Raw genomic sequence first — 23,443 nt, 5'->3', positions numbered from 1 at the left:
ATAATGATTATCATAAGTTTAAAATAAAATCAATTGCGTCTGGCTTTAGCCAGATGTTAAAATATACAAAATGAATAAGGCTTTAGAGCCTATTTAAGTTTTATTTATTGGCTCTCTTATGACGTTTTTTGGCTACAACTTCGTTAAATTTTTATACAATAGCTCTGCTATTTTATAAAAATTTGCCTAGTTTCACTCAAAAATCATCTAATAATAAATCTCAAAAATAAAATTTAAACAGGCTCTTAGCCGAAACTTACTTAAAATTTGGCTAAAGCCACGGCTTTTGCTTTTAAAAGCTACTGACACGAATTACACTAATCTGCACGAATTAAGATTGCTGTTTAATTACACAAAATATTCGAAACTGTAAAAAGCTGTAAAATTTGATTTCAATTTTGATAAGAATTAGTGTTAATTGGTGAAATTCGTGTTTATCTTTTTTTAAATGCGAATGCCGTAGGCTAAAGCCTATTTATATCTTCCTTTAAAATGGGCTAAAGCCCATTTCTATTCCTTTTTTTACTAAAACAATAATCGAACTCAGGTTTCTAAATATTTAAACTTTTAAACTCTTAAACCACCTACCTCTCCCCATCACTCTTCATCCACTCCTTTTTAACTTCTCCCTGCAAATAGTACCCCAGCCAATCCTTTATTTTATGCGTCAGATCCTCCTGATTTTTTGGGCTGTTTAAAACATGGCCCTCACTTGGGTACAGCAGCATGACCTGCTCCTTTTGCAGACGCCGCAGTGCAGCATAAAAAGCAGCCGCCTGTCTGGGCTGGACATTTGTGTCTTGTCTGCCAGCCCAAGTCAGCAAAGGAGTGGTAATAGTGCCCGCATTAAAAAGCGGTGAATTGCGATAGTAGGCTTCTTGATTTTCGAAAAAACTGACTCCCATTCGGTATTGCTGATTTTCATACCGCCAGCCATCTGGGGTATTGTCATCCGAATTTATCGTGAAATAGTGCCCAATAGTATCCGAAACACCCGAACCGCTTATGGCCGTGGCAAACATATCCGTCTGCGTGATGATAAAATTGGTTTCATAGCCGCCGAACGAATGTCCCATCAATCCAATTCTTCCTGCATCGGCTATTCCCATATCAATAACTTTAGCGGCGGCCTTCGTCACGCAGTCCACAGCCGAAAATCCTGTATTGCCTTTCTCATAGGCTATATCGGCAAGCAGTACGGCATAGCCATCAACGGTCAGATTCGTGGTAGTAAACCCAATGCTATTATGCAGTGTCGGGTTCACGTAGCTGTTGATGTCACGTGATACGGTTTCATAAATATATACCACCATCGGATACCGCTTGGAAGGATCATAACCCGCAGGATAAAACAAAGCCCCATTCAGCGGTCTGCCTTTGCTGTCGGTATAATGGATCATTTCCGATTTTCCCCATTGATATAATGCCTGCTGCGGATTGCTTTGGGCTAAAATTACTGCCGGCTCTTTTATACTTTTCTGAAACATCAGGCAGGGCGGATGGTCAAATCGCTGTGTCATATAGATAAAAGCTTCACTCTCTTTGGCCTTTTGCAGTTTAGTTACAGCACTGTTCTCCATCACAATGGGCGCTGCTGTTTTATTAGGTTCCAGCATATAATATCCTACAGCACCGCCATATAAATCAAGTGCGGTGAGCAGCACTTTTTTGGAAAGATCATAACAGTGAATGCCTCTTCCTCTGTAATTCATTTCCTGCTGATCTGAAACAGCCGAAGCGTCAAAACGAAAACGAAACTGCTTTTCCCTGCCGTGCGTGAGCCGTCTGCGCTGCAGACCATCAGCAGAAACAGCCCAAATGTCGTTATAGTCATAATACAAAGCCCACTGATGGTCAGCTGTCCAGCCAGGCTGTCCCCAAACCTTCAATTCGTTTCCCGGATCATTTTCCCTGTTATCCCAAGACACACCCAATCCCTTAGTGCCATTGGTATGGGTTTTCAGCTGGATGTCATAGACCCACCAATTGCTTTCTTTATAATAATTGATATAGCGGCCATCCGGCGAGATTCCCATTTGTTCACTGAATCCCGACTGCTGCTTCAGAAACGGTTCCCGCCTGCCCGTTTCAAGTGCAAGCAAATCGTAATCCAGATCGGCAAACCATTTCTTTTTAGGCTCATGCTGCCAAAGGGAAGCCACAAGAGCATAATCCTGCTTCCCACTCAGCATCACCCATGTCTGGGCCGCTGTGCTGATCTGCCGCACTACATTGCGCTCTGGATACCATACTGCAAGATATGCTGGATGCTTTACCGTGGCAGACAGCTGTTGCTTTGGATAGATCATTTTATCATTCGCATGCCAGACCTCAACGGCATCATGCAGCATAGTATTTTCTTTCTCGATCGCTGCGGTTATTCCAAAAAACACTTTTTCGCCGTCCCTGGATAAGGTCAGTTCTACGTTTTGGTCGGGGCTTATTTCCATCGAAGCAGGAAAAACAGGATCCGTACTTTTTAAAACATCCAGCCTTTTCGAGCTGCTATCATAATGATACAATACCGTCCTGCCCTCACTAACGCCAAAGAAAACAACGGCTTTTCCTTTATGCTGCCATTGCAGCACCTTAAAGGTTTGTGAGGTTGGAGCTACTATCGAATGTCCGGCATATCTCCGTTCCAAAACCAGATATCCTGCCATTCCTATGCCATTTGCTGCTACTGCATACACCAGCGCGGTAGCAGTATCATTCCAGCGAAATTCTGTTACATTGGCAATCACATCAATTACCTGTCCGTCCTTTCGAACCACCAGCTGGCTTCCCTGACTTTTTTCCAGCGTGACAAGATAATGCCCATCTGCCGAAAAATCATACCGCTCTACAGCAGGAATCCTTTTTTCTTCTCTGGTTTTCAGATCAAACAATACTAGAACCTCTTTCTTTTGGCAGGCAAAAGTCCTTTCTCCGTTGAACTTGCCCGTACCCGCTCCCGCAAAAAAATACCGCTGATGCGTCTGCGTATTCAATACAAACAAAGTGTCTGTATCCGGCTCATAGGACATCCGATAACTCGCCCATTCTCCTTTTGACGAAATCTGCTCTGCTCCCATCGTTCCCCAAAGCCCGTAGTCAGCTTCAGTCAGCCGTTTTTGGGTCAGCCCCTGCCCCATTGCGGGACAGGAAACTAATCCAATAGACATAATGGCTATAATACCATATACAGCCAGCACAAAAGAACGCAGCATTAATAACCCGGATTTTGTGTCAGCTTGGGATTCGCCAGCAGTTCCTTCTCTGGTATCGGCCATACCCCATCGGTGCTGTTCCATCCCGGTTTTACGGCCGGCAGCACTGTATCAAGAAGCCCGTTTCGCTTGAGGTCAAAAAAACGATGTCCATATTCGGTAAACAATTCAAATCGTCGTTCCTGAATAACGGCCGCTGCAATTTCATCAGCTGTAATCGCTGTCGTATTGGGCAATCCTGCCGTATTCCTAATTACGTTCAGGTCTTCTTTTGCTCCTATAAGGTCGCCTTGCCGGGCGCGGGCTTCTGCCCTGATAAGGTATTGCTCGGCAAGCCTAAAAATAATCGAATATTCCACCGAGGTGCCGGTAGTGCTTTTCTGCTTGTATTTATAGGCATGGTACCAAGTGTTCTTTCCGTCAGTTACTGCACCAATCCAGTGTGTTTTTCTAAGGTCATTATTAGCAAACGACTGAAACAGCTCTGGCCGCAATCCTGCAAAAGACGGAGGGACGCTCTTAAAGATAAACAGCGCTCCTTCATCGGTATTATTCCCTGCCGTTTTGGGCATAAATTGCCAGATAGTAGCCTTGCATTCCTTCAAAAAGGTTTTGTCTATATTATTTTCCCAGACATAGATGGGGCTGTTCAAAACCGCAGAAGCCGCATTCGAAGACGCTGCCCAATCCCCTTTATACAGATACACTCTCGCCAATAAAGCAATCGCAGTATAATGGTTAGGCCTCACCCTGTCTGCCGACAAATAGTTTTCGGGCAGTACCGCAGCAGCCTGATCCAAATCATCAATAACCGAGTCATAAACCTTGGCAGCAGGCATGCGCTCCACCGTGCTGTTGACTTCATAGTCGGGTGCAGTCACATACGGTACAGCACCGTATAAATTCGTCAGATAAAAATGCATCAGCGCCCTTACAAATAAAGCCTCGCCGATAAACTGTTTTTTATCGGCTGCCGAAAGTGCCACTGCGTTTTGACAGCCAGCAATAACAGCATTGGCACAATAAATAATCTGATAGCTTTCATTCCACAATTGGGAAACTGCTGCCGTATTTGCCAGCAGCGTATTATTAAAAACAAACAGGCTGTTTTCATTGCTAGCCCCATAATAATAAAGTTCATCCGCATATAAGCCTAAACTGGAAGCCGAACCTGTACTGCTTCCCGTCAGCATGCCACTGTCCCGCAGTTTAGCATAAACATCCGCCAAGGCAGCACTGGCCGTATTCGTATCTTCGAAAACAACGTTTCCCGTGAGCTGCGAATCAGGAATCGCAACATCCACAAAATTATCACATCCTCCAAAAGGAAAGAATGCCATACATAGCAATATAGGTTTTATATAATTTTTCATAATTAAAAATATTTTGATTAAACAGTTCTAATAAAAATAGCAAGAGGTAATACCATGTGTTTTTTTCGCCACTGATTACACAGATTCTTACAGATTTCTTTAAATACCATGTGTTTTTTTTTTGCCACTGATTACACAGATTCCCTCAGATTTCTTTAAATACCATGTGTGTGTTTTTCGCCACTGATTACACAGATTCCTACAGATTTCTTTAAATACCATGTGTGTGTTTTCGCCACTGACTGCACAGATTCCTACAGATTTCTTTAAATATCATGTGTTTTTTTTTGCCACTGATTACACAGATTCCCACAGATTTCTTTAAATACCATGTGTGTTTTTCGCCACTGACTGCACAGATTCTCACAGATTTCTTTAAATATCATGTGTTTTTTTCACCACTGATTACACAGATTCCTACAGATTTCTTTAAATACCATGTGTTTTTTTGCCACTGACTGCACAGATTTCTTTAAATACTATGTGTGTTTTTTTCGCCACTGATTACACAGATTCCCACAGATTTCTTTAAATACCATGTGTTTTTTTGCCATTGACTGCACAGATTCTCACAGATTCCTTTAAATATCATGTGTTTTTTTCGCCACTGACTGCACAGATTCTCACAGATTTCTTTAAATACCATGTGTGTGTTTTTTGCCACTGACTGCACAGATTCCCACAGATTTCTTTAAATATCATGTGTTTTTTTCGCCACTGATTACACAGACTCACACAGATTTCTTTAAATACCATGTGTGTTTTTTCGCCACTGATTACACAGATTCCCACAGATTTCTTTAAATACCATGTGTTTTTTTCGCCACTGACTGCACAGATTCCTACAGATTTCTTTAAATACCATGTGTTTTTTTTTGCCACTGATTACACAGATTCCCACAGATTTTATTACTGTTTTTTTTAAAAGTCTGTTTAATTTTTTTTTCATCTGTGGCTAATTCGACTTGTTTGGTATTAGTTAAGGAGAGTCATATTTAGAAATATTAAATAGGCGGTTTTATTTATCTTCCCCCCAGCCCTCTCCAGGCTGCTTCATTCTTCGCAATGACAGAGGGAGCAAAGAGTGGATTATTTTATATTTCTAAATTGTATTAAAATCAGATTAAAAACTCAGCTTCACCCCTATTGCATTTACTTTCAGCGGCGGCAGATAGCTGCTAAACGACTTAAACTCCGGGTCGCCATTAGAATACTTGCTAAAAGTCCATAGATTCTGCCCCTGCCAATACAATTGACAACGGAGCTTCTGACTGGCTTTCAGCGGCAGATCATAGGTCAGCGAAATATTTTTTAGCCTGATATACGAAGCATCTTCTACAGCGCCGTCACTCGCTGCATAACGAAAATACGCCGTAACCGCATTACTGTTCTTCCCTGCCGTATAAGGCTGTTGTGCCGCAGGATCACCCACGCTTTCCAATTGGTTCTGCATGCCTCCGGGAACCCCTGGCTGCGGTGAGAAAGCCTGCTGTTTTACAAACTGAAACAGAAAATCCAATTGTGCGTTCTTGTACTTAAAATGGTTCTCCAGCCCTCCAAAATAAGGAGGAGTCAAGTTCGCCAGTGTTTGTTTGTCTCCCAGAGAAGTGGTGAGCCCGTCGCCGTTCCTATCCATAAACTGATAAATGCCAGTAGTGGGATTCATCCCCGTATATTGGAAAACTTTGGTAATGCTTGTAGGTTCTCCCACCACATAGGTATTGGCATTGGTGGAACTGGCAAGTCCCGGATACGATAACAGCTTATTGCGGTTAAACGAAATAGTAAAAGTACTGCTCCACTCAAAATGTTCTTGGATTACGTTACTAGTCCGAAGCGTAAACTCCAGTCCGCTGTTTTGCACCGTAGCGTCAAGATTCCCGTATAGCGAACTGAAACCTGTGGTTCCAGGCAGTGGTACCCCGACCAGCTGATTTGATGAACGGTTGCGGTAATAGGCTGTAGTCAGAAAAATGCGGTCATTCAAAAATCCCGTTTCCAGTGCCGCTTCAAACTTTTGGCTGCTCTCCCATCCAAATTCGGGATTGAACAAACGGGCAGGCTGCAATCCCACAATCCCTTGATAATTGTTTCCGGTCGAAACATAGGTGTCCAGAAACTGATAGTCTCCTATCTGGTCATTGCCTGTACTCCCATAACTGGTACGCAGTTTTCCAAAACTAATCACGGTATTGTCTTTCAAAAAAGCTTCGTTCGAAAACAGCCATGCCGCTCCAACTGCCCCAAAAACCGCAAACTGCTTCCCTGGACCAAAACGGCTTGAACCGTCACGGCGTGCTGTCAGATTAACAATATAACGGGTATCCCAATTATAGTTCAGGCGGGCAAAAAGGGCTTGATATTTATAAATAGTGGCATCATCCAGACGAATGTTTTTTGTGATTGCCGATGACAGATCATGGATCAGGCTGTTGCTGGAAAATCCGATTCCTGTCAGGTAAAGGCGTTCGGTACGCTGCTTTTGAAAAGTGCTGCCCAGCAATACTTCAAATTGGCCTTTACCAATCCCAGCTGTATACTGAAGCTGCGGTTCCACAATCCATGAACTGCGGGTTGTCAGGTTTGTGGTAATGCTCGAAGTCTTGCTGTTTAGTCCAAAAGAAGGGTTGTACATCGTATAGGGCTGCGTACGGCTCTCGTTGTTGTTCAGATCCGTAAAGCCAAAACTGCTTTTAAATTCCAGATTGGGAGCCAAACGATAGGACAGCACCGCATTGGCAACAAGATCATTGATGCGGGATTCAAATTCCGACTCCAGTCCTGCCAAAGGATTCGTCCAGGTGTTGTTTTCCCAATTCAGATTGCCGCTGGCATCATACAGCGCAGGAGCATTGGGAGCAAGCGTTCGGGATACGGGAGTTAAATCGACCGAAGGCTGGTTATTGTTCTGCGAAGTATAGCTCCCCGAAAAAGTCATCCTAAAACGCTCGTCCTGCGAGCGGTGATTCATGCTGAAATGTGCCGATCCCCTATTGTATTTAAAATCACCCGGAAAAACGGTCGTCTCAGTACGGTAATTCCCGCTCAGCAGGTATTGGGTCTGCGCACTGCCCCCAGACACAGACGCCTGCAGATTATAAATAGCGGCAGTCCCGCCCAGCAGCTCGTCCTGCCAGTCGGTATTGCGCTCCTTGCTCCATGTTCCGTTAACATCATAGGCGGTGGCGGGATACACCGTCACGCCGTCATTGGCAAAAGCCTGCTGGCGCATCGCTAGATACTGTTCCGTATTCATCAGTTTGGGCAATTTGGTCACCGTGCCAAAACTGCTGGAGGAATTAATAGTAAAACGGGGCTCCCCTGCTTTCCCTTTTTTGGTGGTCACCAGCACTACCCCATTGGCACCGCGGGAGCCATAGATAGCAGTGGCATCAGCATCTTTCAGTACCTCAATGCTTTCTATGTCCTGTGGATTTATCGAATTCAGCGGACTGGTCATACTAGGCGCAGTACCTGAAGTCGCAGCAGAACCAATAGTTTCCGACGAGTACGGCACGCCATCTATAATATACAGCGGCTGGTTCCCATCGGCACGCAGGCTGTTCTGCCCCCGAATCTTTATCGTAAAAGAACCGCCCGGCGAACCGCTGTCCTGCACGATATCGACTCCTGCCATCCGGCCCTGCATCGTGGCCAGCACATTGGCCACAGGCTGTTTTTCGATATCCCTGGCAGTAATACGGGCGATGCTTCCTGTACGCTCGCTTTCCTTTACTGAGTAATAGCCTGCATTGATCTTTACTTCCTGCAACGTGGTGGCGTCCTGCTGTAAATTAACGTTTATCACTGATTGTCCGTGCACTGAAATGATTACCGTTTTGTATCCCACAAACGAAAACACCAGCGTATCCTGCGCGGATGCAGTAATGCTGTATCTGCCATCATAATCTGAGACGGTGGCGGTTTTGGATTTGTTTTTTATTGCGATGCTTACGCCTGACATTGGATTAGTGCCCTCTTTGACAGTTCCCTGAATCTGGGATTGCTGCGTATTCGGTTTGGTCTGCCGGAGAAAATTATTGGCTTGAATGGGTGAAAAGAACAGTATACTACCCGCTACAATCAGGTAATAAAAAGCCTTGCCCCCCTTGTAAAATGAAAAAATTTTCATAGTATTGGGTTGGTTTAATGAAACGTTGGTTTTGTTTGGCTATTGGTTCTCTATACTAGTTTGGCGACGAGGTAGAGAGCCATTTTTGTTTTGTATTAAAGCCTGTGCCGTAACTAATTCAAAATAAAAATAGCACAGGCATTAAGTAAAGTTCAATTGGTTTTTAAGTCATAGGCAAGCTGTTGTTAGTGGTTTAGATTAGTTAATCATTAACTGCGAGACTATGAAAAAGATGAAGAAGATTGGCTCGAAATCAGGCTGGAGTTGAGCCAATAAAAAAAGGCGCAGAACTCAGCTTACTGCTCTTGAGGTACTGGTATACCGTTGCAACAATAAGTGAGCCCACGCCAATGACGTGAGCATCTTACTTATCATCTCGTTGCAAAATTACCAGTTTTCAAGAGCGAGATTCAAAGCGAATGCTTCAGATTATTTTATTTGAAGTATCGCAAATATATGTATTTAATGACAAATATAACATATTATTTCTATTTGCATACTATCGTGTGCGATTAAATTATTATTATTCTATTCTTTTGTCAATATGGCATTAAATACTAAAATTAGTAAACAATCAGAAAAACCTAAGAAAATTAAAATTTTCGTAGTAGATCAGTATGTTTGTAATTTTATTAAAACAGAATGGATGAAAGATTTAAAGTCATTCCGAGAATGGGGTCGCCAACATAGTGTGCATGAAGCAGTAGCCCGTAAAATTAATCAAAAAGAAGGTTATAATATTCCAGTTTCTACATTAAAAACCATTTGTTTTTATAAACAGATTACAATGTATAATTTTTTTAAGCTAGTAGAAGAAAAATACGGCGATGCCCAAGATAAATTTTATTACATAGAAAAATGAAAGATGCCAGCTTGGTATCTTTTTTTTTAAATGTTATTTTTGAAATGTAATCTAAATCTTGTTTTAAATAAATTCACTACTTTTGAATAAATGGAAAATATAGCGTTTTTAAAATATGATTTATGAAAATAATAATAAGCTCAATTGCCATTATACTATTTAGTATTTCACAGAACAACGATAAAGAAGTGTATATATGTGTTAGTAGCACAGCCACTAAATATCATCTTACTAAAACCTGCAAAGGTTTAGATGAATGTACTCACACGATAAAAAAAGTTACTTTAAAGCAGGCTAACGAACTTGGTTATAAAAACCTTTGTGGATGGGAGAAGAAGTTTAATTAATTTTTTTGTATTAAAATAAAGATGTTTAATATAAATGAATGGTATGAAATAATTGGACTTGTTTTAATTTGGCTTTTAGGTCTTTCTAAGAGGGGAATTTTATGAGTTATTGAGAGATAGAAATTACAGTAATAGAAATAGGAAGAAATGAAAAGATGCTGTGATGGTGTCTTTTTTTTTTAAAAGAAATATATCCCGTCCTTCATGAACTGCAAAAAAAAGCAATATAAAAAGTGAATAAATGTTCAACCTCATCGCTTTTGATAGAGAAACATAAAATAAGCCTTGAATTAGAATAATTGAAGAATCCAAAATAAATAAAATAATATTTTGGATTAATAATGAAAATCCAAAGAAATTTCTTCAGCACTAGTCCATAAATTGGATAGGTTATTCATTTTAAAATAATTAGTTTTACAATTCAAATAAATTGATGAAATTAGAATGAGAATAATACACAAAATAGACGAATTTTTAAACATTATATTTCCAGAAATAAATGATAATAACCATATAATTAAGGTTCTAGAAAATTATTATTCTTACGGTGACTTAAAGCCAAAGGTTAAAATTGAAAATGGATATGTAATTGTTGATATAGATATTATTTCAATTACATCTCAAGAATTTGATTTTAAAAAAGCAATATCTTTTTGTGAAAAAGGAAAATTTGCCGACGCTAAGCCACTATTAGAAAATTTAATTAAGCAAAATCCAACAAATTCAGAATGTCACAGGATTATTGGCCAAATATATTCTGATGAAGGAAACCAAGATGAGGCAATAAATTCACTTATAGATGCATTAAGGTGGGACTCTAAAAATTCATATGCATTGGTGATGATGGGGAATATATTTGCAAAATTCAAAAACGATATTGATACTGCAATGAAATATTATGACCAGGCATTAATTGCAAAACCGGATGATAATATTACAATCAATAATATTGGTGCTAATTTGCTTCAACAGAATAAATTTGGAGAAGCTAAAAAATATTTCTACAAGGCTTTGAGTTTGGATGAAAAATACCCAAATACTCATTATGCACTTGCATTAATTGCAGATGAAGAAGGAGATTTAAATGTAGCATTTAATAGTTTTATTCAAACTGCTAAATGTTCGAAGAAAAACGATTTCTTTTACAATAAAGGAATAGAAGGCGCATATCAAGTTGCAAACAATATTTTAAAAGAGAACTACGGAGAAAATATTTTTAGAAATTATCGGGTGTATCTTGAACATAAAGGAGGTGTTGAAATAGATTTTGTTATAGATGAATTAATTCCTACTCCAGCTAAAATGGAATTTGCCGAAAATTATGATAGGGAAAAACACACAATCAAATATAAAAATACAGGTTCTGCCTATGTACACTTAATAATGCATGAATTAGTGCATTTAGATTTTGTTTTAGACGCCCAGATAGAAGAAAACAATTTATTATTTACTTCGACCCAACAGCATAAAAATGTATTTTTAAAAAGTATAGAACCATCTCTGAATAAATTAAAACAAAGAGGTGTTTCTAATGAAAGTATTAATTCCTATAGCTCTAGTCTTTTTGATGGAGTTAACTCGCAAATATTCAATGCTCCAATAGACCTTTTCATTGAAGACTTTTTATATAATGAGTATCAAGACTTAAGACCTTATCAATTTGTTTCTTTACTGAAGTTGGTTCAAGATGGGATAAAGGCGGTTACAGACAGACAAGTTCTCGAACTGACTCCTAAGGATGTAGTGTCAAAAACTAAAATTTATAATCTAGTTGGGGCTTTTCAAATAAAAGATTTATACGCTATTGATTTCATAAGTGAATATAATGCGACCAAAATAGAGTTAGATACAGCTAATAAATTCTATCAGGAATATCTCGAATACAAAGCAGATAGAAAACCTGCTGAAGAATATGAATTGGTTCAACATTGGGCTGATGATTTAAAATTAGGCAATTACTTTGAACTTGTAGGCGAAAAGCAATATAGAAAAAGAAAAAATATTGATGATTTTATAGGAGATCTAGAAAAGGACCCATTTGGGGTAAACGAAAATGACCCTGTCAATGAAAAGGAAATGAAAACTTTTCTCGAAAATCAAGAAGATCTAGGTTTAAATATGGCTGTTGTAATGTTTATGGTTGGTGCCTTAGAGTTTTTTGAAAGAAAATCAGAAGATGAGATTAAAAAAATTGCATTTGAAATAGCAATGCAAGGCACGCAAGGGTATGACCCAAATATTAAAAATTATAAATTAAGTTCGATACCTAATAAAACTTTCTCAGGATATCAAATATTAGCTTATTATTATGTTAGTTGGTCAATTGGAATACCAGAGATGTTGTCTCAGTTACAGCTTCCTTTTGATGAAGAGTATAAATTAGCAACTACAATGTATAAATCCAAATAGTATGAGTGAGTTTGGCGAAATAATTAAGGTTCTAACAAAGTTTAGAGATGAAAGAGATTGGGAACAATTTCATAATCCTAAAGATTTAGCAATAGCATTAAGCATAGAATCAAATGAGTTGTTGGAACAATTTCTATGGAAGAATTATGAAGATGCAAACAGGGAAAAATTAAAAGAAGAACTTGCCGATGTCTTTGCTTATGCATTTCTTCTGGCTGATAAACTTGAATTAGATGTTAAAGAAATTGTATTTGAAAAAATAGCAAAAAACGCTGAAAAATACCCCGTTGATAAAGCAAAAGGGACATCGAAAAAATATAATGAATTATGATAGATCCTTTATTTGGTAGTACCTTGTTAATTTCGAAGTATACTTTTTCTAAAAACACCATTCATGAAATTTCTAATAATAAGTTTGTAAAGAGCCAATGGCCATTAATCTATATCATTAGTAGTGATAAAATAAAAGAGGCATATGTTGGCGAATCTACGAATGCATTAAAGCGGATGCTTAATCATTTGACAAACGAAGAAAGATTAAAATTGTCCACTTTACATCTAATAACTTCAGATAAATTTAACAAATCAGCAACGCTAGATATTGAAAATAATTTGATAAAATACATATCTGCAGATGGGAAATATATTTTACAAAACGGCAATGCCGGATTAACTCTTCACAATTATTACCAAAAAGATTTATATTTTGAAATTTTCAAAACTATATGGGTAGAATTAAGAAAAGAAAATTTGAATATCAATGTGCTAAAAAAAATAGATAATTCAGACTTATTTAAATACTCCCCATACAAATCGTTATCATCAGATCAATATGATGCAGTTACCAAATTATTGCAAATTTTAATCTATGACGAACCTTGTAGGACGTTTGTAAAAGGAAGCGCTGGAACAGGAAAAACTATTTTAGCAATTTATCTAATTAAATTATTAAAAACAGATTATCGAAATTATGATATAAGTGAAGACGAATTATCAAGTAGTGAGGATTTTAAATTAATATCCACAATTAAAGATAAATTCTTAAATCCATCAATTGCTCTTGTCATACCTATGACATCATTAAGAAAAACACTAAAAACTGTTTTTAGAAGTATTAAGGGATTAAGTCCTAATATGGTTATAGGACCGTCCGATGTTTTAAAACAAAAATATGATATATTAATTGTAGACGAAGCTCATAGATTAAAAAGAAAAAGGAATATTGTTAACTATGATAGCTTTAATAAAAACAATGCTAAACTTGGTTTAGACGAAAATGGAACAGAATTAGACTGGATATTACTACAAAGCAAAAATCAAATATTTTTTTATGACGATGCTCAATCAGTAAAACCATCAGACATACCAAAAGAGGTTTTTGATGAATTAAGGGTTCATTCATATAACATCGAATTAGTTTCTCAAATGAGAGTAATAGGAGGTAGTGATTATATTAATTATGTGGATAATCTGCTAAATTGTAGAGTTGATATTTTAGTCGAAAAATTTCAAATGGATGGGTATGAGTTTAAGATATTTGATTCTTTGAAAAGTATGGTTGATGAAATATCCATTAAAGAAAAAGAGTTTGGTTTAAGTAGAATGGTTGCAGGTTTTTCATGGGATTGGATATCAAAAAATGACAAAAGCAAATTTGATATAAAAATTGATGGTGTAGAATTGCAATGGAATTATGTGACTGAGGATTGGTTAAATTCAGAAAATTCAGAAAACGAAGTAGGATGTATCCATACAACACAAGGATATGATTTAAATTATATTGGTGTTATTTTTGGCTATGAAATAGATTATGATCCAATTACCAAAAAAATAATTGTCATCAAGGAAAATTATAAAGATAAAAATGGTAAAAATGGCGTACATGATTTTGAGGTGCTTCATCAATATATAGTCAATATTTATAAAACTTTAATGTATAGAGGAATAAAAGGAACATTCGTTTATGTATGCAATGAAAACCTTAGAAACTATATGAAGGAGCATATTATTTTGCATTAACTTTTACTGTTACATAAAGATGAAACAATTATAATTCAACTATAGAGTTAAATCATTTCTTAAAAATTGAACTATAAAACATATCCAAAGATAATTTCTAATACAAAAAGTGGGAGAAATTGTAACGTGCATTGCTTCAAATTCAGAAGTGTCTCATATTCAACAGTCACTAGCCAAATCACTGACCCTTAATGAGTGTCATTGTCAACATCGAAAGTAATTACGGCACCTCTAAAATTAAATTTGCACTAACTCACTATGTTGACAATGGAAGATACGCCAGGACAAGTTGCCTTCATTATACCAACCAACATCACGGATTTTATTACTGTCAAACCAAGCTATAAGAAGTGTCCGCTGCTGCGCTATGCAAAGCCTCACGGCTTTGATTTTTTTAAAGTTCCTATAAATCGGAAATGTGATAAAAGTCTCCTGACTCATGAACATCTCAGCTCGCACTCATACCCAAATATTTGTGATAATAAAAAACCTCGTTTAAAAACAAATTAAACGAGGTTTTAAACAGGAAAACAAACTTTATAATATTGTATTTGTTTTTATGACTTAAAGGAGGTGTTCAAGATTGCCGCCAATCTAATACCCGCTTTTTGGATTTGAGCTTGAATAATTACTGCACTAGCACGTACATAATCATCCTTTACTTTTGCTCCTCTCATATTGTAAACAGAATCAAGTAAACTTCGAGATTCTTTAGACCAGGCAATAACGTCAATAGTTTGCAGTTTATTCATTGCTGCTGGAGAAAATTTATTGGCTTCCAAACAGTCTTTTAGGGTTATGCTTCTGTCATATATAATACCAGAATCCCAAAATGAGTGAAGGTTTGTACCTTGCCCCTTATAATTTATCTGTACCGTATTACCTCCTTTATCAGAGCCGTATCCAATATGCAAGGGTTGATGTAAGTCACCAACTAAATGAAAAACAATTAGTATTTTGGTTTTTATCTCTTGCTTGGTGAAGTTTTTATTGTTTTGCAATTCTTTAATAGTTTGATTTAAAATGTAAATAATATTGCTTCCAGATCTTTCAAAAACTTCGGCTCCTTTATCAATGTTTACATAATGATAAGGTTTCATATAATCATAACTGTGATCATCCTTGATATCATCCATCCACGTGGCAGCATCTTCAATACTCATCCCATCAAGATAACCCAAAACGATTTTTTTAGTGTTTTTGTCCAAATAATTAAAAGCTACTTCAGCAACTAGAGCGTGTCCCTTTTTACCCCACGCTAAAGTTTTAATTGGCAATACTAAAATAATGCATAGAGCAGGAAATAAAATGTACTTTTTCATAGCAATGATTATTGATAAATTTAAGATAGAACAAATGTACGTTTTTTTTTATTTTTGATAATATGGGAAACCGTAAAGAAAAAATGGAAATGGTTTATAAGTTTTGAATTTGGCTTCGCCTTAATCCTATACCTTCCAAAAGATGCTTTGTGGCATCTTTTTTTTGTTTTATGACAAATACTTCTCAAATCGAGAGTAGAAGTTGTTAATTCGGTAGATTACCAAATATTGCTATTTATAAATGATCATTTTCTCGGACAAGTGTCCAAATTGGCTGAAAAAAAATATAGAGCAGTAAAGATTTGTCTAGAACGTCAGTCTTGGAAAAAGCTACTTTAAATTTAGAAAGTATTCGGAGGGCTACCTAAGAAAAATCTCAAATATGAGATTCTCAAGAGGTAAATTTGAGTTTGTTCAAAGCCTGGCGTTATGTGCTATTATAGCGAAACACTACACCAAACAACTGATGCTATTTACTACTTATTATTGTAAGTAATAATTTATATATTTAACAATTAATACTCTAATAAATGAAACTTATTTTTAAAGGAAGTCAATCCAACATTAAATATGCTGTTGACAAAGCAAATGAAATTTTAAGTAATCCTGCATTTTGGAGCCAAGTAGAGAAGTTACCACAGTTTGACAACACTAAATTGACATCAGCCCAAATAGCTGATATTCTTAGAAAGGCAAACCAAGATATTCAAATAAAAACTTATTGGAGTTTTAATCCATTTCGACCACTAACTTGTGTTAATGTAACAACGGTAAGTGCCACCTTGATAAAAATTAATACCCGTTGTTTTAGTAATGATTTAAAAACAGCGGTTAATACTTTGGTTCACGAAAGCACTCAGCCAGCCGATTTTTTAGATGGAAAATGGGAGTTTACGCACATGGACAATACTAATGAAGGTGAAGAAGATAATACTGCACCTTGGGTGATTGGTGAATTAGCCGAAAAATTTGTTTAACTTTTAAATAATATAAAAATGTCAAAAATATCAGATTTCTGGAATAGACTGGTCCATTCACCAGCAGTAACTCCTCCATCATTTCAAATTCCAAAGGAAAGAATTGTTGATTTTGAATTTGATTCCACTCCTTTCAAAGCAAACGAAGCATACTTTGAAATTAGAATTGCCGAACAATTTTTAAAAGACAAACGTGAATATTGGAATGAATACAACCCATTAACTGTTGTATTGACGGAATTTATTTACAATAAAAAACGTGACAATTTTCCTTTCGTTATTGGACCAAGTTTACTAAATGGCATTGGTCAACTTGAAGGAGATGAAAGAATAAGGTATAAAAATACAAGAGTTGTCGGCCCAACTCCATACATAGGTGACGACATAACCTTATTTTTGGGTTTGTTTAGAGTAAAAACAAAAGATTGGGCTAAACAAGCATTAGGACTTTTAGAAACTGTTGCGAAAGTTTTTGACAGCACAAAATTGACAAGCTATGTAAATATTTCTGGACCACTAACAGATGGAATTGAAAGTTTTTTTGATATGGGTGACCAGATGCAATTTCGCTTAGGTCAGAGAAATTCTTTCGCTGATCCAAGAACAAACCCAACTAACAGTTTCGTTCCTGGTTATTATATTATTATTAGGGCTGACCAGACATCAATTAACTCAAGTAAATTTTGGATTAAAGACGAGCAACTATATTTTGGAGACAACAAAAGCAATTTAAAAATTTATTCTGACAATGATTATTTGCTTTATAAAATTGTAAAATCTGACACAAGAAATGATTATACAACTTTTAGTTTTCACCAACTTTTTGAAGAAGCCCAAAATCATATTTGGCAAAATAATTTACCAAAAGCAAAAGAAACCTTTCAATCTGTTTTACTAGATGTTAGAAGATGTGCAGACTTAATAGTACCTCAAATAAAACAACTTACAGCATTTTATTCGACTAAATTTGAAGAAGAAAGGAAGGCTTATGAAGCATCTGTAAATCCACTTGTTGATGCAGTAGAAGTAACTGCCACAAAAAATATTTTCGCTAACATATTAAACGGTGAGACAGATACGAAATTCGATACTAAAGCATTAGGCTTTATTAAAATTGGTGACGAGATATTTAATAAAAGTTTTGCTTCTAGACTTAGTATTGACAAACCTATTCACATCGACAACAATTTAATTAAATCAACACTTTTATCTGACCTATACAATAAACCAGAACTTCTTAAAATTAACCCCGACATTTTATCAGCGACTGCATCAACAATTACTATGATTACTCGAGATGAAGCATAAGAATAGCTACTCCTACAAGAAATTGGAGGTTAAGTACTCCGCAGACACATTTGTGGTGAAAACCGCCAACTTCTTGTAGCTGTTAAACGTCAGGCTGTGAAAAAACCTCCTCAAATTTAAAAAGTATTCGAAGGGGTACCAAAGAAAAAAATCAAATATGAGATTCTCAAGAAGCTGATTTTAGTTTTTTCACAGACTGACATTAGTGGTAATTTTGGCTGACACTGGAAAACATGAACAAATGGTAAAAATAGACAGCCAAAAAAATTGTTGTAAAAATTTAAAACGAACTCATAGATTTGACTAAAATGAAAAAATATCTTTTTACAATATTGATTGCCGTGATAACTTCAACAGTATCATTCGGACAACAAACAGGTGAAGTATATCAATTTCCTGACGGCTCATATTGTGCTGCAATCAAGTCAGACATTTTTCAATATTATGCTGCACGACAGGAATATGATAATTGGTGTTGGGCAGCTTGTATTCAAATGGTTTTAAACTATCAAGGTATTAAAGTAAGTCAAGACAACATTGTGATAAAAGCATTTGGACAGCTTGTAAATAGAGGTGCTGATTGCTATGTAATGACAAATGCTGCAAATGGTTGGAATTATAATGGAACTACTTTAGAAGCTTGGCAAGAGAGTTCACCATCTGCAAGCGATTTGATTAATGCTTTAGCATACAAATACCCAGTTGTAATAGGACTTAATATGCCTGGACAAAATATGGGTCATGCTTATGTACTTACTGCAATCTATTACACAAGAAATTCCAACGGAACAAAAATCCCATATAAAGTTACTCTAAGAGACCCGTGGCCAACAAACCCATCAAAAAAGGAATTAAGCTGGAGTGATTTTACAAGTAGAATAAATTGCATCGTTCATGTAACTCATTAAATCAAAATATAAATGAAAAAAGCAATCTTCACTATCGCACTGCTATTCTTTTTAAGTATTCTTAAAACAAATGGACAAATCTACAGTCAGGGTTATGCTGGCTATGCAGGGCTAGGTATCATATACTATCCCAATGGCTACTATCAAGGACAAGTTTATAATGGTTATGCCAATGGAACTGGGACGTTTTATTGGGCTGATGGCTCATTCTATTACGGTAGTTTCAATGCAGGATTTTATAATGGGGCAGGTGTTTTGATGTCAAGATATTACGGCTACATTAGTGGTTGTTGGTATGGCGGAGCTTTTATGGGAGCTTGTCAAAACGTTTACAATCCTTATAATCAAAGTAAAGTTGAAAATCTCGTATCACAAGTTCAACAAGACAAGCCGGCTAACACGACTACTAATAATTATCAATCGTACGACCCTGACGGTTATATGGTAACGCAAATTGACCCGAATACCCAAATGGGAAAGACTGTTCTTGGCAAATATAAGTAAAACTACCGCTAACAGCTTGGCGGGATTGGGTTTTTAGGCTGAATTTAAAGATGGTTTTGTATTTGGGATGATTTACTTCGTATTCGCTATCGGGTAGCAAATCCGAATAATGGGCTTAATTAAGTACCAAACCCACTGTAGTATAGGAAACGTTAGAGGCTATGAGACTGCCCCCTACGTAAATTTCAAACATATTTAAAACATGAAAAATAATTCAACAGATATTACAAACTGGGTGTCAGAAGAACTTACTACAAGATCATTTAGTCTAGAAAAAGACATTTTTGAATTTGGAATTGATCACTTCATGAAAGATGGAATTATAAAAGATATTCCGTTTATGGGTATTATAACTTCTTTTTACAATATTGGAAGTTCAATTTTGGCTCGCCGTAACGTAAAGAAAATCATCACTTTCTTTCAAGAATTTAATAGTGGAGAAATTGACGATACGAAGTTTAATCAATTTTTGTACAAATTTAATTCTGACAATAAATATAGAGATGAAATTGTTGAAACTATATTAGTATTAAACGAAAGGTTTTTACAAATTGAAAAGTCTAAAATTTTAGCAAATCTTGTTTTAGCTCATATCAATGATAATTTATCTTGGGCTGAATTTTCGGATTTATCATATATATTAGACAACATTCATCCAAAATGCTTTTTCCTCTTAAAAGAAATGTCTAATCAACCGTATTGGCGAAGCACAATTATCCAAAGTCCGCCAGATGAAGCACTAATAATTGCTTCCGGCATTGGTCTTCGAGAAGGTTCTAACTTTGTAATAGTTGAATTAGGTCAAAAATTATATAAATTTGGTATAGGGCCTTCGAATATTTAATGCGCAGGCAATAACAACTGTAAGAGGCAAGACAAACACACAAATGGCTAAATCAAAAAAAGATAAATTGAAAACAGCAATATTTTTAGGTGCAGGTGCTTCGGCTGCCGAAGGAGCACCAATCCAAACAAATTTGTTTAAGGACTATTTCAATCTAATTCGGACTCGTAGCAGATATGCCACACCTGAACACGAACGAGAATTAGCAACTTTTTTTGCTTTAATGTTCGACATTAATGTTGATAATGGCAATCTTGATAATGCACTATTTCCAACTTTTGAAGAAGCTCTTGGTGTCCTTGATTTAGCTGACTTAAAGAATGAATCATTTAAGGACTTCACAAACATAAATTTTGAGAGTAATAGCGGACGAATAAAGTTTTTAAGATTGTATTTGGTTTATTTAATGGCTGACATAATTGATAATAGTTTAAGAACAAGTAAAAATATTCATAGGAAGCTTATTAGAAAACTCAAATCAAATGGAGACTTAGCAAACACAATATTTTTAACTACCAACTATGACATTTTATGCGACAACGCAATACTTGACCTTTACCCAAACGACAAGGTGGACTATGGTGTTGACTTTGTGAATTTTCGAGAAGGCACTTTTGAAAGACCTGATTTAGGGAGTATAAAACTGCTTAAATTACACGGCTCTTTGAATTGGCTATATTGTCCGACTTGTAACAACCTTAGAATTACGCCATATGAAAAAGGTGTTTACACTTTAATGGTTAACCCTTCTTCTTCATATTGTCAAAAATGCCAAACCGTATACTCTCCAATAATAGTTCCACCAACATTTTATAAAGACTTGTCAAAAGTATTTTTAAGTCAAGTGTGGAATAGAGCCGAAAATGAATTGTCGGAAGTTGACCATTTAATTTTTTGTGGCTACTCTTTTCCTGATGCAGACATTCACATAAAATATTTGATAAAGAGAATTCAAAAGAACAGAAGAAATCCTCAATCTTTAAAAATTACTGTGATAAACAATCATAAAGGAAAGAAAACTGAAATTAAGAATGAAGAAAAATTACGATTCCAAAGGTTTTTAGGACATAATGTAAACTATACAGATTTTGGTTTTGAAGAATTCGCAAGTGACCCGAAAATTGTAATGTAATGATCCCAAGTACGACTTTAAAATAGAATGGCAACAGATTTGGGCAATTGGCTTAATGGGAAGCCGGTTTTTTTATTTGTGATGATTTGGCAAATCAGAATAATGGGCTTAATTTAGTCCCAAACCCGCCGTACTAGTAACGTTAGCTGTTTAGCCAACAATTCAAAAAATTAAATAGCGTAATAATGATAGAAGAAATAATTTTTACATTACAATTAATTCAAATAGATTTTTTTACAGCTTTTGGGTTATTTACTTTCCTATACTTTATTACCTCAATATTTATTAAAAAACCTATTATCAAAAACATTGATGAAGAATCTAATCGCTTTATTTCCTTTGTTGGAATACTCTATTTACTATTGTGGATTATCGGAATATTTGCTGAATTAAATATCCTGAGCCAAGACGACAAAGCCGAACTTTTAAACAGAATGTTTGGGAAATATTGGTTTGGATTTTGGATTCAACCTTTACTTTGGGTATTAATTACCCAATTGTTACGATTCAACACTATTAGAAGAAATATTTTTCTGCGAATATTATTTAGTATTTTATTGATGATATCAATAGAAAGAATGATTATAATAATTACAGCGTTTCATCGAGATTACCTCCCAAGTTCTTGGACAATGTATAATGAAACTGGAATTTACCCTTCGAATTTGGTACTCTCATTATTTTTAAAAATCATTGTGTTTTTAGTTTTCGTCGGACTATTTTATTCAATTAATAATAAATTAAAAAGTTTAAAACTACGCAGAGAAAAATAAATACTGCTAAAAGCTTCAACGGATTTACTTCGTCCGTTCGGCTTACAGCCTCGGGTGGGGGCATTGGCTTAATGGGAAGTTGGCTTTGTATTTGGGATGATTTACTTCGTATTCGCTATCGTAGCAAATCCAAATAATGAGCTTAATTAAGTACCAAACCCGCTGTACTACCAGAATGTTATCTGAAATACCTTGAATCGCTGAATCTTTAATTGAATAAAAATACCAGGAAACAATAACTTAGATTGGAAAAAATACGAGGAGATTACTAAATATATCTATGAAACTTTAGGTAAAGAATCGGGTGTAAAAATAAAAGGTTATGGCAATAATTGTAAAGTAAATGGAAAATCTGGCATAAGTCATCAAATTGATGTTTTAACGACACATTCCGATGGAATTCATACCTATAAAACTGCTATCGAGTGTAAATACTGGAAAGAAAAGATCAATAAGGACATTGTAATGAAAGTTTCATCAATTATTGAGGATGCTGACATAAGCAAAGGAGTCATAGTGACAAAGAGTGGTTTTACAAAAGATGGTCTGGAATATGCAAAATTTAAAAATATTGGCCTTGTTGAATTAAGAGAATCAACCGACAAAGACCATGAATCTGCCCCAAAGGAAATCGAGATTGCAACTTTGCCAATTAATTTAAACATCACAGCTACTCGTCCGAAACTTTTACAAATCAATCTTGGCAATAATCGCTACTTAGACGTACAAGATGAATTTGATCTGTTCAACTATTTTATTTTACTAAAAGATGGAAAACGCGTTCCCTTTTATGATTATGTAACTGATTTTCGTTTAAATATAGCAGATCAAAAGGAGATGAATATTGAAATAACAAAAAGCTATAAACTACCGAAAAGTCATCTTTTTAGACGAGGCATAAGTGAAAGCATTCCATTTGAAGAGGTTACTATTACAGGGAAATTAACTCAAAATGATTATCACAAGAATTTAGAATTTACCCTAGTCGATAAAGTGTGGTTACTAATGAAATCTATTTTTGACGAGCGAACATTTTCTTTTTCGGAAAATGGATTAATTATAGAACATAAAAAAATATAACTTTAAAATGACTCATGGAAGTTTTTAATCTAGTAAATAGAATAAATAGCGTTTGCCATTATTTGCCAGAGAAGAGATATAAAGCATTATAAAGCTATGAATTAAGATAGAAATTAGCTTATTATAGTTCCTTCCCAAACTATGCCTAAAAGAGTATTATATGCTGGTGTAACAATGCAATATTCATAAAATTTGAAATTATTGTCATTTTCCCAGTTTTTGGGACAGTGTCTATTTTAAGATT

The 23,443-nt window shown here is 35.8% G+C and carries 17 protein-coding genes; 13 read left to right on the top strand and 4 right to left on the bottom strand.

What is annotated here, in order from left to right:
• Positions 1 to 584 precede the first annotated feature (584 nt).
• The 3 genes from IRZ80_RS16865 to IRZ80_RS16855 form a co-directional block, all read right to left on the bottom strand.
• The gene (locus IRZ80_RS16865; RefSeq protein WP_194642797.1) at positions 585 to 3,293 is read right to left on the bottom strand and encodes an alpha/beta hydrolase family protein; all 2,709 of its coding nucleotides are present in this window, start codon (positions 3,291 to 3,293) and stop codon (positions 585 to 587) included.
• A complete protein-coding gene (locus tag IRZ80_RS16860) occupies positions 3,209 to 4,582 on the bottom strand; it encodes a RagB/SusD family nutrient uptake outer membrane protein (protein ID WP_194642795.1) in 1,374 nt (457 codons plus the stop codon). The genes IRZ80_RS16865 and IRZ80_RS16860 overlap by 85 nt, the downstream gene beginning before the upstream one ends.
• A gap of 1,123 nt (positions 4,583 to 5,705) precedes the next feature.
• Positions 5,706 to 8,579, bottom strand: coding sequence for a SusC/RagA family TonB-linked outer membrane protein (locus tag IRZ80_RS16855; protein WP_317174785.1), 2,874 nt, complete (start codon positions 8,577 to 8,579; stop codon positions 5,706 to 5,708).
• 679 nt (positions 8,580 to 9,258) lie between these two features.
• Here IRZ80_RS16855 and IRZ80_RS16850 point away from each other — a divergent pair.
• From IRZ80_RS16850 to IRZ80_RS16830, 5 genes are all read left to right on the top strand, one after another.
• Positions 9,259 to 9,576, top strand: a complete 318-nt coding sequence (locus tag IRZ80_RS16850; RefSeq protein WP_194642791.1) for a hypothetical protein — start codon at positions 9,259 to 9,261, stop codon at positions 9,574 to 9,576.
• 122 nt (positions 9,577 to 9,698) lie between these two features.
• Positions 9,699 to 9,923 carry a hypothetical protein gene (locus IRZ80_RS16845; RefSeq protein ID WP_194642789.1) on the top strand — a complete coding sequence of 75 codons (225 nt, stop codon included), beginning with the start codon at positions 9,699 to 9,701 and terminating at the stop codon, positions 9,921 to 9,923.
• A gap of 444 nt (positions 9,924 to 10,367) precedes the next feature.
• On the top strand, positions 10,368 to 12,332 hold the full coding sequence (locus IRZ80_RS16840; RefSeq protein ID WP_194642787.1) for a tetratricopeptide repeat protein: 1,965 nt from the start codon (positions 10,368 to 10,370) through the stop codon (positions 12,330 to 12,332).
• Position 12,333: 1 nt separating this feature from the next.
• On the top strand, positions 12,334 to 12,663 hold the full coding sequence (locus IRZ80_RS16835; RefSeq protein WP_194642785.1) for a nucleotide pyrophosphohydrolase: 330 nt from the start codon (positions 12,334 to 12,336) through the stop codon (positions 12,661 to 12,663).
• A complete protein-coding gene (locus IRZ80_RS16830) occupies positions 12,660 to 14,351 on the top strand; it encodes a DUF2075 domain-containing protein (protein WP_194642783.1) in 1,692 nt (563 codons plus the stop codon). Before IRZ80_RS16835 ends, IRZ80_RS16830 begins: the two co-directional genes overlap by 4 nt.
• A gap of 557 nt (positions 14,352 to 14,908) precedes the next feature.
• Here IRZ80_RS16830 and IRZ80_RS16825 read toward each other — a convergent pair.
• Positions 14,909 to 15,673: a S1/P1 nuclease gene (locus IRZ80_RS16825; protein ID WP_194642781.1), complete on the bottom strand. Its 765-nt coding sequence runs from the start codon at positions 15,671 to 15,673 to the stop codon at positions 14,909 to 14,911.
• Positions 15,674 to 16,203: 530 nt separating this feature from the next.
• Between IRZ80_RS16825 and IRZ80_RS16820 the strand changes: the two genes are divergently transcribed.
• The 8 genes from IRZ80_RS16820 (at position 16,204) to IRZ80_RS16785 (ending at position 23,199) form a co-directional block, all read left to right on the top strand.
• The gene (locus IRZ80_RS16820) at positions 16,204 to 16,650 is read left to right on the top strand and encodes a hypothetical protein (RefSeq protein ID WP_194642779.1); all 447 of its coding nucleotides are present in this window, start codon (positions 16,204 to 16,206) and stop codon (positions 16,648 to 16,650) included.
• A gap of 18 nt (positions 16,651 to 16,668) precedes the next feature.
• Positions 16,669 to 17,958 (top strand): hypothetical protein, encoded by a 1,290-nt coding sequence (locus IRZ80_RS16815; protein ID WP_194642777.1) that lies wholly within the window; start codon positions 16,669 to 16,671, stop codon positions 17,956 to 17,958.
• 341 nt (positions 17,959 to 18,299) lie between these two features.
• Positions 18,300 to 18,866: a C39 family peptidase gene (locus IRZ80_RS16810; protein WP_194642775.1), complete on the top strand. Its 567-nt coding sequence runs from the start codon at positions 18,300 to 18,302 to the stop codon at positions 18,864 to 18,866.
• Positions 18,867 to 18,878: 12 nt separating this feature from the next.
• Positions 18,879 to 19,370, top strand: coding sequence for a hypothetical protein (locus tag IRZ80_RS16805; RefSeq protein ID WP_194642773.1), 492 nt, complete (start codon positions 18,879 to 18,881; stop codon positions 19,368 to 19,370).
• 202 nt (positions 19,371 to 19,572) lie between these two features.
• On the top strand, positions 19,573 to 20,214 hold the full coding sequence (locus tag IRZ80_RS16800; RefSeq protein ID WP_194642771.1) for a hypothetical protein: 642 nt from the start codon (positions 19,573 to 19,575) through the stop codon (positions 20,212 to 20,214).
• A gap of 43 nt (positions 20,215 to 20,257) precedes the next feature.
• The gene (locus IRZ80_RS16795) at positions 20,258 to 21,346 is read left to right on the top strand and encodes an SIR2 family protein (RefSeq protein WP_228520938.1); all 1,089 of its coding nucleotides are present in this window, start codon (positions 20,258 to 20,260) and stop codon (positions 21,344 to 21,346) included.
• A 185-nt stretch (positions 21,347 to 21,531) separates the two neighbouring features.
• Entirely contained in the window at positions 21,532 to 22,119 is a 588-nt protein-coding gene (locus IRZ80_RS16790) for a hypothetical protein (protein ID WP_194642769.1), read from the top strand.
• A 216-nt stretch (positions 22,120 to 22,335) separates the two neighbouring features.
• Positions 22,336 to 23,199, top strand: coding sequence for a restriction endonuclease (locus IRZ80_RS16785; protein ID WP_194642817.1), 864 nt, complete (start codon positions 22,336 to 22,338; stop codon positions 23,197 to 23,199).
• The last annotated feature ends 244 nt before the right edge of the window (positions 23,200 to 23,443 follow it).

It is taken from the genome of Flavobacterium sp. HJJ (genome assembly GCF_015351475.1).
Classification (GTDB): Bacteria; Bacteroidota; Bacteroidia; order Flavobacteriales; family Flavobacteriaceae; genus Flavobacterium; species Flavobacterium marginilacus.
This window is presented reverse-complemented; position numbering and strand designations above follow the sequence as displayed.